Annotated in this window: 12 protein-coding genes and 1 pseudogene; 12 read left to right on the forward strand and 1 reads right to left on the reverse strand. The window is 35.2% G+C overall.

Features of this window, described 5'->3' with window-relative positions; all coding sequences use genetic code 11:
• Nucleotides 1-136 precede the first annotated feature (136 nt).
• The 7 genes and pseudogenes from bla to ACLBXA_RS17560 form a co-directional block, all read left to right on the forward strand.
• Nucleotides 137-652: pseudogene (gene bla / locus ACLBXA_RS17530) on the forward strand (subclass B1 metallo-beta-lactamase); the annotation flags it as partial.
• 741 nt (nucleotides 653-1,393) lie between these two features.
• The gene (hcp, locus tag ACLBXA_RS17535; RefSeq protein WP_136804216.1) at nucleotides 1,394-2,680 is read left to right on the forward strand and encodes a hydroxylamine reductase; all 1,287 of its coding nucleotides are present in this window, start codon (nucleotides 1,394-1,396) and stop codon (nucleotides 2,678-2,680) included.
• A gap of 865 nt (nucleotides 2,681-3,545) precedes the next feature.
• A complete protein-coding gene (locus tag ACLBXA_RS17540; RefSeq protein WP_000415486.1) occupies nucleotides 3,546-4,862 on the forward strand; it encodes a condensation domain-containing protein in 1,317 nt (438 codons plus the stop codon).
• 463 nt (nucleotides 4,863-5,325) lie between these two features.
• Nucleotides 5,326-5,646 (forward strand): PadR family transcriptional regulator, encoded by a 321-nt coding sequence (locus ACLBXA_RS17545; RefSeq protein ID WP_000429487.1) that lies wholly within the window; start codon nucleotides 5,326-5,328, stop codon nucleotides 5,644-5,646.
• A gap of 75 nt (nucleotides 5,647-5,721) precedes the next feature.
• Complete coding sequence (locus ACLBXA_RS17550; RefSeq protein ID WP_000891986.1) at nucleotides 5,722-6,063, forward strand: DUF1048 domain-containing protein; 342 nt, start codon at nucleotides 5,722-5,724, stop codon at nucleotides 6,061-6,063.
• Nucleotides 6,064-6,218: 155 nt separating this feature from the next.
• A complete protein-coding gene (locus ACLBXA_RS17555; protein WP_000063306.1) occupies nucleotides 6,219-6,980 on the forward strand; it encodes an ABC transporter ATP-binding protein in 762 nt (253 codons plus the stop codon).
• Nucleotides 6,981-7,730: an ABC transporter permease gene (locus ACLBXA_RS17560; protein WP_000837798.1), complete on the forward strand. Its 750-nt coding sequence runs from the start codon at nucleotides 6,981-6,983 to the stop codon at nucleotides 7,728-7,730.
• Nucleotides 7,731-7,893: 163 nt separating this feature from the next.
• On the opposite strand, the gene ACLBXA_RS17565 is transcribed toward ACLBXA_RS17560, so the two are convergent.
• Entirely contained in the window at nucleotides 7,894-8,856 is a 963-nt protein-coding gene (locus ACLBXA_RS17565) for a helix-turn-helix transcriptional regulator (protein WP_000755023.1), read from the reverse strand.
• Between the two features lie 110 nt (nucleotides 8,857-8,966).
• Between ACLBXA_RS17565 and ACLBXA_RS17570 the strand changes: the two genes are divergently transcribed.
• From ACLBXA_RS17570 to ACLBXA_RS17590, 5 genes are all read left to right on the forward strand, one after another.
• Entirely contained in the window at nucleotides 8,967-9,446 is a 480-nt protein-coding gene (locus tag ACLBXA_RS17570) for a GyrI-like domain-containing protein (RefSeq protein ID WP_000801030.1), read from the forward strand.
• Nucleotides 9,447-9,621: 175 nt separating this feature from the next.
• A complete protein-coding gene (locus ACLBXA_RS17575; RefSeq protein ID WP_082180115.1) occupies nucleotides 9,622-9,849 on the forward strand; it encodes a DUF3963 domain-containing protein in 228 nt (75 codons plus the stop codon).
• A 648-nt stretch (nucleotides 9,850-10,497) separates the two neighbouring features.
• Nucleotides 10,498-11,220 (forward strand): RNA polymerase sigma factor SigI, encoded by a 723-nt coding sequence (sigI, locus tag ACLBXA_RS17580; RefSeq protein ID WP_002082432.1) that lies wholly within the window; start codon nucleotides 10,498-10,500, stop codon nucleotides 11,218-11,220.
• A complete protein-coding gene (locus ACLBXA_RS17585; protein ID WP_000981215.1) occupies nucleotides 11,210-12,499 on the forward strand; it encodes an anti-sigma-I factor RsgI family protein in 1,290 nt (429 codons plus the stop codon). The genes sigI and ACLBXA_RS17585 overlap by 11 nt, the downstream gene beginning before the upstream one ends.
• Nucleotides 12,500-12,703: 204 nt before the next feature.
• Complete coding sequence (locus tag ACLBXA_RS17590; protein WP_000414294.1) at nucleotides 12,704-16,051, forward strand: glycosyltransferase; 3,348 nt, start codon at nucleotides 12,704-12,706, stop codon at nucleotides 16,049-16,051.
• Nucleotides 16,052-16,157: the final 106 nt, after the last annotated feature.

Raw genomic sequence — 16,157 nt, forward strand, 5'->3', positions numbered from 1 at the left:
ACACCTCCGTTAATGGGCTATAAATAAATTATAGTCTGAATGTTATAATTTAACAAAATACAATTTTGATTTTAAATGTAATAGAAAAATGGAGTATTTGTAATGAGAGGAGATTAAGTATGAATATTGTGGAGTTTCAGATTGGGATGACAAATTAACGAAGGAACTAATAGAAATGGTAGAAAAGAAATTTCAGAAGCGCGTAACGGATTTCATTATTACACATGCGCACGCTGATCGAATTGGCGGAATAAAAACGTTGAAAGAAAGAGGTATTAAAGCGCATAGTACAGCATTAACTGCAGAATTAGCAAAGAAAAATGGATATGAAGAGCCGCTTGGAGATTTACAAACAATTACGAGTTTGAAGTTTGGCAATACAAAAGTAGAAACGTTCCATCCAGGGAAAGGACGTACAGAAGATAATATTGTTGTTTGGTTGCCACAATATAAAATTTTAGTTGGAGGCTGTTTAGTGAAATCTGCGGAAGCAAAAGATTTAGGAAATGTTGCAGATGCATACGTAAATGAATGGTCTACATCGATTGAGAATGTGCTGAAGCGATATGGAAATATAGATTCGGTAGTACCTGGTCATGGAGAAGTAGGAGACAGAGGATTACTTTTACATACATTGGATTTATTAAAATAAGAAATTGTAGAAATACAAAAGAGAGGAGAAATAATTTTCTCCTCTCTTTCTTCTAACTATATTTAAATGCTGAATCTGTCGATTACGCCAGCATGTATTACTGAGATTTTAATTCCAAGTATACAAATACTAGAACTGTCATAATTGCTATAACAACGTAAGTAGCATCAAGCATTATAAGTGTTTTTAAAGTTTCAGTCATTCTAATTCACCCCTGTTATAAAAATATAACATGATCTTTTTATTGATTAGATAAGAGATCATAAAGATAAAATGTATATGAAATTTCTTAAGTAGTTTCTATATAAATATATCATATAAATAATGTAAGTAATGTTAAGATAGTGTAAATGTATTGTAAATAAAAAGCTTTACAATAAAGGCTTTAATAAAAAATGATAGTTCCTTAAAATAAAAAATACGCTATTCTTTCTATTGAATGATAGAAAAGGATGGCGTTTTTGTATGTCTATTTTCATATGTGATGAATTGCAACTATTTGTATAAGGGTTCAAAAAATTTTCGTTGTATATATTTCTCCAAATTAATTATTTAGCTATTTAAAAGTATCGAAAGATGTGTGCACACTAATGTACATTTTTTAGTGTCAATAAAAATATTATGTCAACAATATGAACTGTCACAAATCTTTATATATTATTGTGATTGATATCACATCACTTTTTTTCAATGGGTATTATGCTTAAGGTGTAATAAATGATTGGGAGAGGGTGGGATGATATGTTTTGTTATCAATGTGAACAAACGCCAACAGGCGGATGTAAAGTGATGGGTGTTTGTGGTAAGAATGAAACGATTGCGAGTTTACAAGATACGATTGTGTTTGGGCTAAAAGGAATTGCAGCTTATCGCACACATGCTGCTCAGCTAGGGTATACGGATGCATTTGTAGATGCTACAACACAAGAAGCTTTATATATGACATTAACAAATTCTAATTTTAACGAACAAGAGCATATTGATATGGCTATGAAAGTTGGGAAATCAGCTTTACGGGTGATGGAGTTATTGGATGAGGCACATACGAATCATTTTGGTGTGCCAGAACCTGTAAAAATTACACAAAATCGTGTAGAAGGTAAAGCAATTGTAGTTACGGGCCATAATTTATTTGCATTAGAAGAACTATTAAAGCAAACAGAAGGAAAAGACATTAATATTTATACGCATTCTGAAATGCTACCAGCACACGGATACCCGCAGCTGAAAAAATATAAACATTTAAAAGGAAACATCGGTAAGGCATGGTATGATCAAAGACGCCTTTTTGAAAAATTTACTGGTGCCATATTAGCTACAACGAACTGTGTTATGCCAATTAAAGGCTCGTACTCTGATCGATTCTTTTCATATGACATTGCAGGTTTAGAAGGTGTACAAAAAATTGAAAATGATGATTTTACAACGTTAATTCAAAAAACGCTAGAACTTCCAGAAGTACATATGGAGTCGGATGAACAGTTAGTGACAGGGTTTCATCATAATACAGTATTATCATTAGCTCCAGAAATTATTGACGCAGTAAAAAAAGGGAAAATAAAGCGTTTCTTTGTTATCGCCGGTTGTGATGCACCGGGAAAAGGCGGAGAATATTATCGTGAATTAGCAACGTCACTTCCGCCAGAAACGGTTATTTTAACAACTTCTTGCGGGAAATTCCGCTTTAATGATGTGGATTACGGTGTTGTACCTGGTACGGAAATTCCGCGTTACATTGATTTAGGACAGTGCAATAATTCAATTTCTACAGTGAAAATAGCGGCTGCTTTAGCTGATGCTTTTCAATGTGAAGTGAATGAATTGCCAGTAAGTATTGTCCTATCATGGTTTGAACAAAAAGCGGTTGCCATTTTACTAGGGCTATTTAGTCTTGGGATTCAAGATATTCGCATCGGTCCAAAGGCTCCTGAATTTATTTCAGCTGGCGTGCTTGATGTATTACAAGAAACATTTGGTTTAAAACTAATTACAAATGCAGCAGAAGATATGGCTATGATGTTATCGTAACGGAAAAGATGTTTTCACTTAATTGTGGCTTTATAAATCATTTGTATGTGTGTGAGTAAACGTACATACATACAAATGATTATTAATAAAGAAAATTTGCTATATCTATAAATTTTATAATTTTATAAAGCTTTTAAAGTGTAACACCACATGCCCATCACCTTAAGATTTTAAGTATCCCCAAAACGAAATTTTTACATGAATATCTATAATTTCACCTCTTTTTCATTTGATTTGAAAATAAGCTTTCTATTTTTAAAAACCAACGATACCACTTCAAATTATATGAATAAAATCCATTCATTTATTAGGAAAATGGATTAAAAATAATAAGGTAGACTAAAAAGTAAAATATTATTTATGATAATCATTCTTTTATAAAATTCAAATTGGAAATAGCCCTACTCATTTTCAAAATGGAGGGGCTTTTTTTACTGTAAAATCAATATCTGCAGCTTATTTTTGTTGAAAAAATTCTCATTCTTATTTTGATAGTGATATGGGTACATATACATGCACATCAATCTTTTATTATGAAGTAGCCCTTGAATATATTGTTTTTTATTGACAGACATAAAAATGATTTATTTGCTGTATTGATAATTTATAGACGTTATAATAAAATGTTTATGTATATGTAAACTTAATTTATTTTTGTTTGGTTTAATTGGGAGGTTAGGCAGTGTTAATAACAATAAAATAATGGATATATCACCTGCAAAAAGAATGAAACCAATACGGAGAAGATGATTTCGTTAAAAATTCGAAAAATAAGCGTTATTAGCTCTTGAAGAAAAATGACTAGAAAAATTACAAGCATATGGAAAATAGGGTTATACAAAAAGTCCTAAAGGGGGACGGAATTATGGAGAAAAGAAAGTATTCAGTAACACCACAAGATCGAATGAATTATGTATTAGGTCTTTATTCTGCAGATCAACAAATTAATGCAGTTCTTTATTTTCCTGTAGGTATATCCAAGGAAATACTTGAAGAATCAGTAAGGATAACGTTGCAATTGCAACCAGTTTTGAACAGCCGGTTTGTAGAAAATGATATTCCTTACTGGGAGGAACATTCATCTGACACTAACTCATCTATTTGCTTTTTTGCAGAAGGAAATAATCAAGAACTTGAAATAATGGCAATAGATTTTATTAAAGAACCTGGTGATCGTATACAGGGGCCTATGGTTCAAACGAAATTATTACGGGGCACTACAACAGATATGTTAGTTGTGAAATTATCTCATCTATGTTCAGATGGTGCAGGAGTCAAGGAATATATTAAATTGCTTGGAACAATATATACGCACCTTTCATTGGGACGGTCTAAGAAGCAAATTATAAAGGAATTTGATGAGGGAAATGAGAGTTGTCGAGATCAATCACATGTATTCAAATACGCTGGAATATCGGACATAAAAAGTGCGTATCGTCCTAACCAAGAACAACAGGCATCGTTATGGTCTTTTCCATCTCAACCTAACAAAAATAAATTTCCCCAAATGTCCGTACGGCGATTGAGCCATGAGCAAACTCTACGTTTAACCCAATGGACAAAAGCACAACAGGCTACCTTGAATGATGTAATCATGACTGCATACTTCCGAGCTTTATCACATTTCACTGTGTATGCAGAACCTCGCACTGCAGAAAAAATGATTGGCTTGACAATTGATTTACGTCGATATCTGCCTAATAATACAACTGGTGCTATTTGCAACTTATCCGGTATGGAAATGCCAGTGATTAAAATGGAAGACGATGAAACATTTAAGCAGACTCTTGTTCGAGTTAAACAATCAATGGATAAAATAAAGTCTCAAAATCCAGGTCTTTCTTCAGCAGCAGGAATGGAGCTACTGGCAGAAATGAAGCTATCTACAGTGAAGGAAATGTATAATCAGCAATATGAAGAGGCTGTACAGATGGGGATGGCGTTGCCATTACTGACAAATTTGGGAGTGATCGCTGAGGAACCTATTCAGTTTGGTCAAATTCAAGCTGAGGACGGGTATATGGCATCGCCTATTATGTATGCACCATTCTTTTCAATGGGAGTAAGCTCTTATAATGGAAGACTTACATTTACGATTGGTTATCATGCGCCGGATACATCAAAAGAAAAGGTAGAAAAATTTTTAGATAGTGTTGTGAATCAACTATCAGAAATAAAATAAAAGAGAATATAGAGAACAAATTTCTAACAGAATTGTATTTTAGGGGCTCGTATCATGTACGGATAATCTCTGGGAATTTTCTCTGACCGCACTTGCCTTTATGCTTTATATGCAATGGGAATGGTAGTGAGAAACAATTTGTATCGTGAAAAAACATGATATATCGGTATGAAAACAATAAAGCAGAGCTGATTTAAATTACACTTTGAATCAGCGCTGTTTTACTAGTTTGACGGCCCTTACAACAAAAAAAGGAGACTGTATCCGGTTAGGGTAAAGCGGATTTTTAATTTTTTTGAAAATAAAGTTGACATCCACAACTACTTAGTCATACAATGTAGTTGTAATAAGTAATACTGAATAGTGTAGTTTTACTCAAAAGCTATTCAGTAAAAATTCGCCTTAGTACTCTGTAGTACTGAATATAAGCCAGACAGAATAGGGGGTAAAGGAGGATCAGGACATGGAAAATTTAACTGAAATGCTGAAAGGTTCACTGGAAGGGTGTGTACTGGAAATCATTAGTCGCCGTGAAACGTATGGCTATGAGATTACCCGCCACCTGAATGATCTTGGGTTTACCGAAGTTGTAGAAGGTACGGTGTATACTATCCTCGTACGATTAGAGAAGAAAAAGCTTGTGAATATTGAAAAGAAACCATCAGATATGGGGCCTCCTCGTAAGTTTTATTCATTAAATGAAGAAGGCCGCCAGGAGCTTGAATTGTTTTGGGAAAAATGGGATTTTGTATCGTCAAAAATTAACGTCTTGAAGTCAAAATAGGTTCATAAGATAAAATGTTCTGGCCGATACTTTGAGAATTTCTTGTTCGGCTTTATAAAAAAGGAGGAAAATAAGATGTTAGAAATGTTCAAAAAGTTAATTGGTGATAAAAAAGAGTACAAAATGATGATGGCACGAGTTGAGGCTCTGCCAGAGGACTACCAATTTGTATTTAAGAAAATTCAAAACTACATGTGGAATTTCTCAGCGGGTAACGGGATGGATATGTTACACATACAGTATGAATTAATCGATTTGTTCGAAGCGGGTGCAGCGGAAGGAAGACAAGTGCTTGACATTACTGGGGATGACGTGGCTTCCTTTGCTGACGAACTAGTGGCAAACGCTAAAACGTATGTCTCCAAGTATCGTGAAGATTTGAATGAAAGTATTATGAAGAAATTGAGAAAAAAATAAATGCAATTAGTAATACCGACTGATTAGCTGGTTACAAATGTGAATTGCCGCCATCGCTATTCAGTTATATTTTTAAACCAGTACTAAGTAATACAGATTATCAGTGATACTAAATAGAGGGTGTATGTAATCTAATTTTATAAGGGGGAAAAAGTATGAGCAATGCAGCAATTTCTATAAAAGGGTTAAAAAAATCTTTTAAAGATAAAGAAGTCTTAGAGGGAGTGGATTTTGAGGTGCAGCGTGGCGAAATTTTTGCGCTGCTAGGCTCAAATGGAGCGGGAAAGACGACAACGGTCAATATCCTTTCGACGTTAATGAAACAAGATGATGGTGAAGTGAGTATTTGCGGTTTTGACGTCCAGCGACAACCAGATCATGTTCGTCAAAGCATCAGTTTGACAGGACAGTTCGCAGCTTTAGACGGCATGCTTACTGGAAGGGAAAACTTGATAATGATCGCTAAGTTACGTGGTGTTTCCAATCCCGCACAAGTTGCTGATAATCTACTTGCAAGATTTAGCCTGACTGATGCGGCCAACCAGAGGGCAGACCAGTATTCAGGCGGGATGAAGCGCCGACTTGATATCGCGATGAGTTTGATTGGGGCGCCAGCAGTTATTTTTCTTGACGAACCAACGACTGGACTTGATCCGGAAGCGCGGATCGAAGTGTGGGATACCGTCAAGGAACTTGCCGGCAGCGGCACAACGATCTTGCTCACTACTCAGTACTTGGAGGAAGCGGAACAACTGGCGGACCGTATCGCTATTTTGCATGGCGGAAAAATTATTACGACAGGTACTCTTACTGAACTGAAAGAGATGTTCCCGCCAGCAAAAGTAGAGTATATCGAGAAGCAGCCGACGTTGGAAGAAATTTTCCTTGCGATTATCGGTAAAAAGGAGGAGATGTAAATGAAAAGCAAAACAGGGGTATTACTAGGGCGCTTAATGCGCAATATTATGCGTAGTCCGGATACAATTATTACGGTAGCAATTACACCGATTATGATGATGCTATTATTTGTTTACGTATTTGGCGGGGCTATAAAGACAGGAACGGATAACTACGTTAATTATTTATTGCCGGGAATTTTGCTAATGGCTATCGCATCCGGTGTAGCTTACACTTCCGTGCGACTATTTACGGATGTAAAGAGTGGGCTGATGGCACGTTTCATTACGATGCCTATTAAGCGCTCATCCATATTGTGGGCTCACGTTTTAACCTCTTTTGTTGCTAATGTACTTACTATCGTGGTGGTTATTCTTGTTGCATTATTAATGGGTTTCCGTTCCAGTGCTAATATTCTAGAGTGGCTCGCGGTAGCTGGAATACTTGGGATGTTTACGCTGGCGCTAACATGGCTAGCTATCATTCCAGGATTGAAAGCGAAGTCTATGGAAGGGGCGACTGCTTACTCGTACCCGCTAGTTTTTCTTCCATTTATTAGTTCGGCCTTTGTGCCTACCGAAACGATGCCAAAAATTGTTCGTGCGTTTGCAGAGAATCAGCCTGTAACTTCAATCGTGAATGCGATTCGTGCTCTTTTATATGAAGGAACTGTGGGTAACGATATTTGGATTGCACTCGCTTGGTGCGTAGGTATAATGGTCATCTCTTACTTTTTCGCCAGTAAAGCATTTAAACGTCAGTTAGGGTAAGAAACGAGATAAACGAAACCTTCAGGAATAATATATATTTAGAAAAGCACGGGAGATTTTCCGTGCTTTTATTATTTATCATGCTCTCATTGTAGTAAATGAAATGGTATTTAAAAATAGGATAATTATCCAGTGATAAAGCTTAATATTTGAGGCTCACTGCTTATGGAATGTATAAGCACACTCGTTTTTGTAAATCTGCTAATACTTCATCGGGTATTTCTTTGATTTTAATATCCTTCCCTAGAAAAAGCAGCCAATTTATTATTTCCATCACTTCATCGGGATTGTTAACATTGATAAAAGTTTTTAAAATGGCTGTGGATTGGTAAGGATTAGTATAAGATATTGAAATTTTTAAAGGATGGTATTTTTTGAACTGGGCAATTGCTGTCGGACCAAGTTCAAATACAAGGTTAATTGCTTCGTCCTTCTTACTTAGTTTTTCTAAAATCTTTTTCTTATTTAGCCTTTTGTTCGTCGTATATGGTTCGATATTAATGAGATCATCGACAGGAAACATCATCTTCTTTTCTTCTTTTAAGTCAAACCCTTCAATGATCCAATGGCTTTTTTCTTGATAAAGGTGCAATAGATAAATTGGATAAGACTTGATTTCTTCATCTTCTTTGATAGTAATCAATAAATGGTTATCTAAAAGAAGGATTTGAATGAGTTTTTCTAACATAGGATGGGGGAGATCAGAAAGCTCAAGTAGATCGGGATTATAAGGATTAGTCCCTTGGAAAAGCAAGAGTTGATTTAAAAGAACGAGATCATCTTGCTGGGTTTCTGAGATGAGTCCTAGTAGTTTTTCGGCTAAAGATTGACGACTCTTTAGGTAGGGAAGTTGTTGATTCCTCGTAGCCATAAAGGCAATAAAAAGAGCTTTCACTTCATTATCAGTAAAGCGAACAACGGGCAGGATAGAGTTGTGCATAACAAAATATCCCCCGGTCCTCCCAACTTCAGCGACAAGTGGCATTCCCATAGCTTCAATTTCTCTAATGTCTCTAATAGCTGTCGACCGTGATATGTTAAATTCTTGTATAATTTCAGATATTGTAAAGTGGGAGCGGTTGTTGATATACCGCATAATTGTATTAATCCGTTCAACTTTTTTCATTTTGGTCTCCTAAACAGTATCATTTTTTGACATGGTTTAAAGGTATTATAAACGTATCAGATGAAAAGATAAATCATTTGAATCATTTTAAAAGAAGGAAGGTTTTGAATATGAAAAATTATACGATTGAAGAAAAAGATAGCTTTATTGTGTTAGGTATTGGAACTGAAATTAAGAGTGACTATACAGACTTTGCTGGGATAAATAAAGAAAAGGAAGACTTTTGGTCGGCTGTTAAAGAAGATGGAAGGCTGGACACTTTAAAAGCTTTAGCTACAAATGAATACATTTTTTCCGTGAGCGAAGCGGTGAATAACAAAATGATGTATTATGCGGGTGTCATGACAGAAGCACAAATAGAAGAAGAATCTAGAGTGATTCAGTTTCCGAGGGGAGAATACTTAGTAGTGAAAGGGGAAGACAAAACGGCTAAAGAGCTAAGTAATAAGCTTACTGGCATCGCCTTCGGTCAAGCTTTACCAGAAGCAAAGGATTTTGCCTATGTTGGTGGACCGAATACAACGGTTGAGATGGGACAGAGAAATGGCCTAGTATTTGGTGAAATGTGGATTCCGGTTGTTAGGAAGTAAAGTGATAAAAGGTGCGAATATGGAAAGTAGAGGCTAATGATCTTGTATTGTTGGCCTTTTTGAAATGAATATAATATTCATATACTGCTACACAGTATGTTCTGATAAAATGGAATAAAAGGGAATTACTGTAAGGTGGTGGTGGGGAGAATAAAAAAGGCTATTTGAGCTATTCATAGTAACGTTTGTTTTTCTATTCCTTCATGTAAGTACATTTACTAATGAAAGATTTAACGATAAATTGGGATCCTTTACTTTCATTGTGCTACTTCTTATGCTTTCTATTTACACTGCATTTATAGAAAAGTATTTTGATGATATACAAAAGTGGATTCGAAATATTACATGTTGCTTTGCTTTATTCGTAGTGGTTTTAGTAGCTCTATGGATAGGTTATTTTTAGTCCTTACTTAAGAGAATGAGAAATATGTGATTACACTACATTCGATTCGATAATATGACTTAGCTGCATCGGTTTATATTAATCTTTTCTCTCCTCAATCATGATAAAATGTACAAAATGAGAATCCAATTTAATAGATATTATAAGAAAACCATCAATTTGATTATCCTTTTTCAAATTGATGGTTTTTATTTTTGAAATAAATATGTATTTTTTAAAAAAATATTTTTTGACCCCCATAAAACTATGTATTCCTCCGAATATGTATAGTGAAGAAAATAAATAGAAGAAAAATGACTATGAAAGAATATAGAAGCATTAATAAATTTACTAGATTAAGTGGGCATCCGAAATAAAAGGATGAAATTACCAATGATATAGAGAAGAGTTATTCAAGGATTGCAGATAAAATAGAAAAAGAATAAGCAAAACGAACGGTAGAAAATAAGAAAGTAGATAAAAATTAAAACTTAACTTTTGTGCCGAGAGAAAAGGAAAATCATTAAGAAAACGTTAGGAAAAGTTAGAATCGAAAAATATAACTAACAGCAAGAAGACAAGACCGAAGAAAAGTACCAAGAAAATCTGGTTAAATGGTCACTTGTGTAGTGGCCATTTTGCTATTTGAAGGAGGCTGGGAGATTACAAGTGTTGAGTTTAGTAATGAAGATCTTAAGAAAACCGAAAATAGAAGATATCGTATGTAACATACAAAACAACGAAGAAGACAAAGAAGCGTTTATCGTACAGTATCAGCCTTTTATTAGAAAATCAATCTCATCTGTCTGCCGCCGATATATTACAGAACAGGATGATGAATATAGCATTGGATTGTTTGCGTTTAACGAAGCAATTGAACAGTATTCATATACAAAAGGAAAATCCTTTTTAGCGTTTGCTGATCTTCTTATAAAAAGAGATGTAATTGACTATATACGTAAGGAGTCTAAACATAACTTTGTCTTTTTAAAAGAAGATGAGCAAGAGGAAATGTTAGAAATGCAAGTATCGCTTACGGAGTATATGAAAGAGATGGAAAATAGTAACCGTAAGGAGGAAATTCTTCATTTTCAAAGTGTGCTAGCTGAGTTTAAAATCACATTCTCAGAGCTTGCTAAAGAATCTCCTAAGCATCGTGATACACGTGAGCACTTAATAGAAATTGTAAAAATTATTATAAAAGAAGAGGAAATGATGGAAGAGCTGTTCCGAAAGAAAAAGTTACCGCTTAAACATATAGAACCACGTGTTAGGGTAAGTCGTAAAACGTTGGAACGACATAGAAAATACATTATTGCAATGTGTATTATTTTTGCAAACAACTATACATATATTCTGGATTACATAAGAGGGGAAAAGCATGATGAATAAAGGAATTGTGATGGATATAAAAAAGCATAGCGTAGTTGTTTTAACACCAAATGGAGAGTTTATTACGTGTAAAAGAAAAGGGGATTCTTGCATAATCGGGGAGGAAATCTTATTTGATGAGCAAGAACAAAAAGCATCGCATTTTTCGATCCCTTCCTTTTTAAAACCTGCATCAATACTTGTTGCTTGTTTTCTATTTGCAGTGCTGTTTTTCTACAACCAACCAGAAGAAAAAGTATTTGCTTACGTCTCAGTTGATATAAATCCAAGTTTAGAGGTGAGCGTAACAAAGGATTTTCGTGTTATAGATTTGCAGGCTTGTAATGATGATGGAAGGCGTATTTTAAAAGAATTGAAGCAATGGGAAAATAAACAATTGCAAGAAGTAATACGTAGGATTATAAAGCAAAGTCAAGAGGATAAGTATTTAACGAATGATAAGCAAGTTATGCTAACAGCTGTTGCAAAGGACAAGGCACTAGAACCACAGTTGGAAAAGGCGATGAAAGAATTAAAGAAAGAATATGAGCTAAAACATATTACAGTTGAATATCAAAGTAGCACAATGCAAGTACGAGAGAATGCTAGAAAAGCTGGAATTGGCACAGGTGTCTATATAAAGCAAGAGAGTGAGAAGAACAAATCGCTTACGCCTCCTGCCACGCCGTCTAATCCGGTGGAAAACGAAGAAGAGATACAATTGCAGCCGGAGTCATCTCCTGATGCATCACCGGATTTGTCTCCCGTACAAGAAAAAAAATATGAGAAGCCAGAGCATAAAGAACAAAAGAAAACAGAAGAACAGCCATCGAAGCAAATAAAAGAAAACAATGGAAGAGGATCCCAGCAAGAAAATAGAGGGAATCAACAGGAGAATAACAGTAGAGAATCTCAACAGGGAAATAATGGGGACCGACAAGGGAACAATGGAAGAGGATCTCAACAAGGAAATAATGGGAATCAGCAAGGGAACAACGGAAGAGGATCTCAACAAGGAAATAATGGGAATCAGCAAGGGAACAACGGAAGAGGATCCCAACAAGGAAATAATGGGAATCAGCAAGGGAACAACGGAAGAGGATCTCAACAAGGGGATAATGGAAATCAGCAAGGGAACAACGGAAGAGGATCTCAACAAGGAAATAATGGGAATCAGCAAGGAAACAATGGAAGAGGACCCCAGAAAGAAAATGATGGAAACGAGCAAGGGAACAATGGTAGGGGGTCTCAACAAGAAAATAGGGGCCACCAGCAAGGGAATGAAAAGAAGAATCAATAGAATATGGAAGTGAGAGATTCATTTCAAAGCTAAAAGGATTTCTCTCGCTATTGTGGGCAGTAAAACTCCCATCTCAAAATTTGGCTTGGGCAAAGAAGTTAGGTGGGGGTTGGGCTGCTTGTAAATGCCCAATTGGTGAGGGCTGATTAAAGTTGCACTTTATTATTCTATAGTTCTATTAAGAAGGAGTATGTGAAAAATATAATGGAGAAAAACATTCAACAAGAGAAAGATAAAGAAAAACCTGTTTTTTATGATCCGAAAGGAAGGAGAAACATAGCCTTTATTTGGTTTCTATGTATCTCAATAGTTAGTGTAGGTGTTGTATTTTATTTTTTCTTTCAAAGTATTTTTTCAACACCAGAAATTCCAAACATGAATCCTACTGTAAAACAAGATACGAAACTTGTACCAATTAATCAAAAACTTAGTGAGGAGCAGTTAAAGAACGAAGAATTCAAGCCAAATACCGAAATGAAGGATAATAAAAATTTGGTGAATTCGACAAACGATAGTAAACAACCTAAAGAAGTGTATGGTTTTTATGTAAACTGGGATGAAAATAGTACCGCTTCTTTAAAAGAAAATATCGATTCATTAACCACGTTAGTACCAGAATGGTATCATTTAAAAGAAGATTTAACGATTAGAAGTGAGATAAAACCTGAGATTGTAAAACTAGCAAAAAAAAATCATGTGAAAATTATGCCGTTACTTACTAACTATACAGAAAAAGCTTCTGGCCCTGATAGTGAGCTTATCCATAAGTTACTGAATTCGCCGAATGATGTGAAGACGAAATTTATTAATGATTTAGTAAGCCAAGTTAAAAAGAATCAGTTTTCAGGTATTAATATTGACTTTGAGGCCGTACCTGAAAGTGATAGAGAAAACTTAACAAATTTTATGAAAGAACTTACTACGGAATTTCATGAACATGATTTGCTCGTTACACAAGATGTTCCAGCTAATGATAAGGCTTTTGATTATAGTGCGTTAGCAAAAATAATAGATCGAATGATTGTAATGATGTACGATGAGCACTATGGAGCCGGGGAACCAGGACCAATTGCTTCAAATAAATGGTTCCAACATACATTAAAAGAACTGAATATTCCGTCTAATAAGCTTATAGTTGCTTTCGGTAACTATGGATATGATTGGGAAGTGAATAGTAAAGAAGCTGCGAAGTCTTTAACTTTCTCAGAAGTTATGGCAATGGCTCATGATTCAAATATGAAAATTCAATGGGATAACATGAGTGGAAATCCTTATTTTAGATATAAAACAGGAGAGAAAGAACATACTGCATGGTTCTTAGACGGTGTTACTCTCTATAATCAAGTGAAAATCGCAATGGACAACAATGCAAAGGGGGTTGCGTTATGGAGATTGGGAGCAGAAGATCCTACAATATGGAAAGTTTTAAAAAATCCTATTGAGGCACAAAAAAATCCTAATGTATTACATAAAATCAATAGTTTAGATGAAGTAAATTATTCTGGACAAGGTGAAATTTTACAGATTGAGAATGAAAGAAAAAATGGATTGAGAGATTTTAAAGTAGGCAAAGATGGTTATCTTACAGATGAAGTATATCAATCCTTACCATCTGCATACGAAGTGCAACGATATGGAAAACCGAAAGGGAAACAAGTAGTATTAACATTTGATGATGGACCAGACCCGAAATATACGCCAGAAATTTTAAATATATTAAAAGAGAATAAAATAAAAGCTGCTTTTTTTGTCCTTGGTGAAAACGCACAACTAAATCCTAGTATTGTAAAAAGAATATACGATGAAGGGCATGAAATTGGCAATCATACTTTCAAGCATCCTAACGTAGCTGATACGTCTTTACTACGAACAAAAGTAGAACTTAATACGACGCAACGTCTGATCCAGGAAATAACTGGGCATTCTACAGTTTTGTTTAGGCCACCATACGAAGCGGATGCTAACCCGGATTCCTCAAATGAAATAGTGCCTATTTTACGGGCACAAAATATGAACTATACAATGGTAGCAGAAAAAGTGGATCCCGAAGACTGGGCAACACCATCAACAAATGAATTAGTAAAGCGTGCTCTTAATCCCGTTTATAAGGGAGAGGGAAATATTATTCTTCTTCATGATGCGGGAGGGAATCGTACCCATACAGTAGAGGCGCTCCCAATCATTATTAAAGACCTAAGAAAGCATGGATATAGTTTTGTAACAATCTCGGATTTAATGAATAAAGAACGAGAGGAAATTATGCCTCCTGTTTCTTCAGAGGGGAAGCAATATTTACTTTACAATAAAGCTGTCTTTTCAGGGGCAGGATACTTTAAACATATATTAACAACTATTTTTTATGTTGCTATTGGATTAGGGATTTTTCGATTCTTATTCTTAATTTATTTTGCATGGAAGCAGAAAAGAAAAACGCTATCTCGCTATATTAATTCGTCATATCAACCTTTTGTTAGTGTTGTCATAGCGGCATATAATGAAGAAAAGGTGATAGCTAAGACGATTCGCTCAATTTTGGATAGTAATTATAGAGAATTTGAAGTTATTGTTGTGGATGACGGATCGACAGATGATACGTCAAAAGTAATGAAAGAAACATTTTATAAACACTCTAAAGTTCGTTTCATTCAGAAAGAAAACGGCGGGAAATCATCGGCAATGAACCTAGCGTTTCAACAATCGCGAGGAGAAATCATTGTTACTTTAGATGCGGACACTATTATTGCGCAAGACGCCATTTCTCTAATGATTAGACACTTTGAAGATCAGAATGTAGCAGCAGTTTCAGGTAATGTTAAAGTGGGGAATAGACGAAATTTGTTAACTACTTGGCAACATGTTGAGTATATTACAGGGTTTAATTTAGAACGTAGAGCTTTTGATGAGTTAAATTGTATTACAGTTGTTCCAGGAGCTATTGGGGCGTGGCGCAAGAAGAATGTAGTTGAATCTGGATATTTAAGCGAAGATACATTAGCAGAAGATACGGATCTTACTATTACATTTTTACGTCAAGGGCATAGAATTGTATATGAAGAAAAAGCGTATGCTTTTACGGAATCACCTGAAGATGTGAAAAGTCTTATTAAACAGCGGTATCGTTGGTCATATGGTACGCTCCAATGTCTTTGGAAACATCGAAAAGCTTTGTGTAATTCAAAACATAAAACATTAGGGTTTATTGCATTGCCTAACATGTGGTTATTCCAATATGTTCTGCAATTCATTGCTCCTTTAGCGGATATATTAATGATCATGGGGCTATTTGGTAGCGATCCGCTAAAAGTTTTAGGATTTTATTTTGTATTCTTTTTATTAGATCTGCTCGCATCTCTGTTTGCATTTAAATTAGAGGAAGAGAACCCTAAACCGTTAGTGTGGTTAATTTTACAACGCTTTATTTATCGTCAATTTATGACTTATGTTGTCATTAAATCTATATGTTCATCGCTTCGAGGAGTAGCGGTAGGATGGAATAAACTAAAGAGAATGGGGAGTGTTAAACATTCCACGGAACATAAGGAGGCATCATAAGAGAGCAGACTTGAAGTGACCCCTAAAAGTTAGACACGGTTATTTCATTAGGCAGCTTGATAAAAGTGAGTCCGGTATTGTACCGGGCTCATTTTTAATTTTGCCT

It is taken from the genome of Bacillus sp. D48C, assembly GCF_053345735.1.

What these genes read in the sequence shown, in the direction of transcription:
- hcp (WP_136804216.1), top strand. Translation starts at nt 1,394, where the DNA reads ATGTTTTGTTATCAATGTGAACAAACGCCAACAGGCGGATGTAAAGTG.
- ACLBXA_RS17540 (WP_000415486.1), top strand. Translation starts at nt 3,546, where the DNA reads ATGGAGAAAAGAAAGTATTCAGTAACACCACAAGATCGAATGAATTAT.
- ACLBXA_RS17545 (WP_000429487.1), top strand. Translation starts at nt 5,326, where the DNA reads ATGGAAAATTTAACTGAAATGCTGAAAGGTTCACTGGAAGGGTGTGTA.
- ACLBXA_RS17550 (WP_000891986.1), top strand. Translation starts at nt 5,722, where the DNA reads ATGTTAGAAATGTTCAAAAAGTTAATTGGTGATAAAAAAGAGTACAAA.
- ACLBXA_RS17555 (WP_000063306.1), top strand. Translation starts at nt 6,219, where the DNA reads ATGAGCAATGCAGCAATTTCTATAAAAGGGTTAAAAAAATCTTTTAAA.
- ACLBXA_RS17560 (WP_000837798.1), top strand. Translation starts at nt 6,981, where the DNA reads ATGAAAAGCAAAACAGGGGTATTACTAGGGCGCTTAATGCGCAATATT.
- ACLBXA_RS17565 (WP_000755023.1), bottom strand. Translation starts at nt 8,856, where the DNA reads ATGAAAAAAGTTGAACGGATTAATACAATTATGCGGTATATCAACAAC.
- ACLBXA_RS17570 (WP_000801030.1), top strand. Translation starts at nt 8,967, where the DNA reads ATGAAAAATTATACGATTGAAGAAAAAGATAGCTTTATTGTGTTAGGT.
- ACLBXA_RS17585 (WP_000981215.1), top strand. Translation starts at nt 11,210, where the DNA reads ATGATGAATAAAGGAATTGTGATGGATATAAAAAAGCATAGCGTAGTT.
- ACLBXA_RS17590 (WP_000414294.1), top strand. Translation starts at nt 12,704, where the DNA reads ATGGAGAAAAACATTCAACAAGAGAAAGATAAAGAAAAACCTGTTTTT.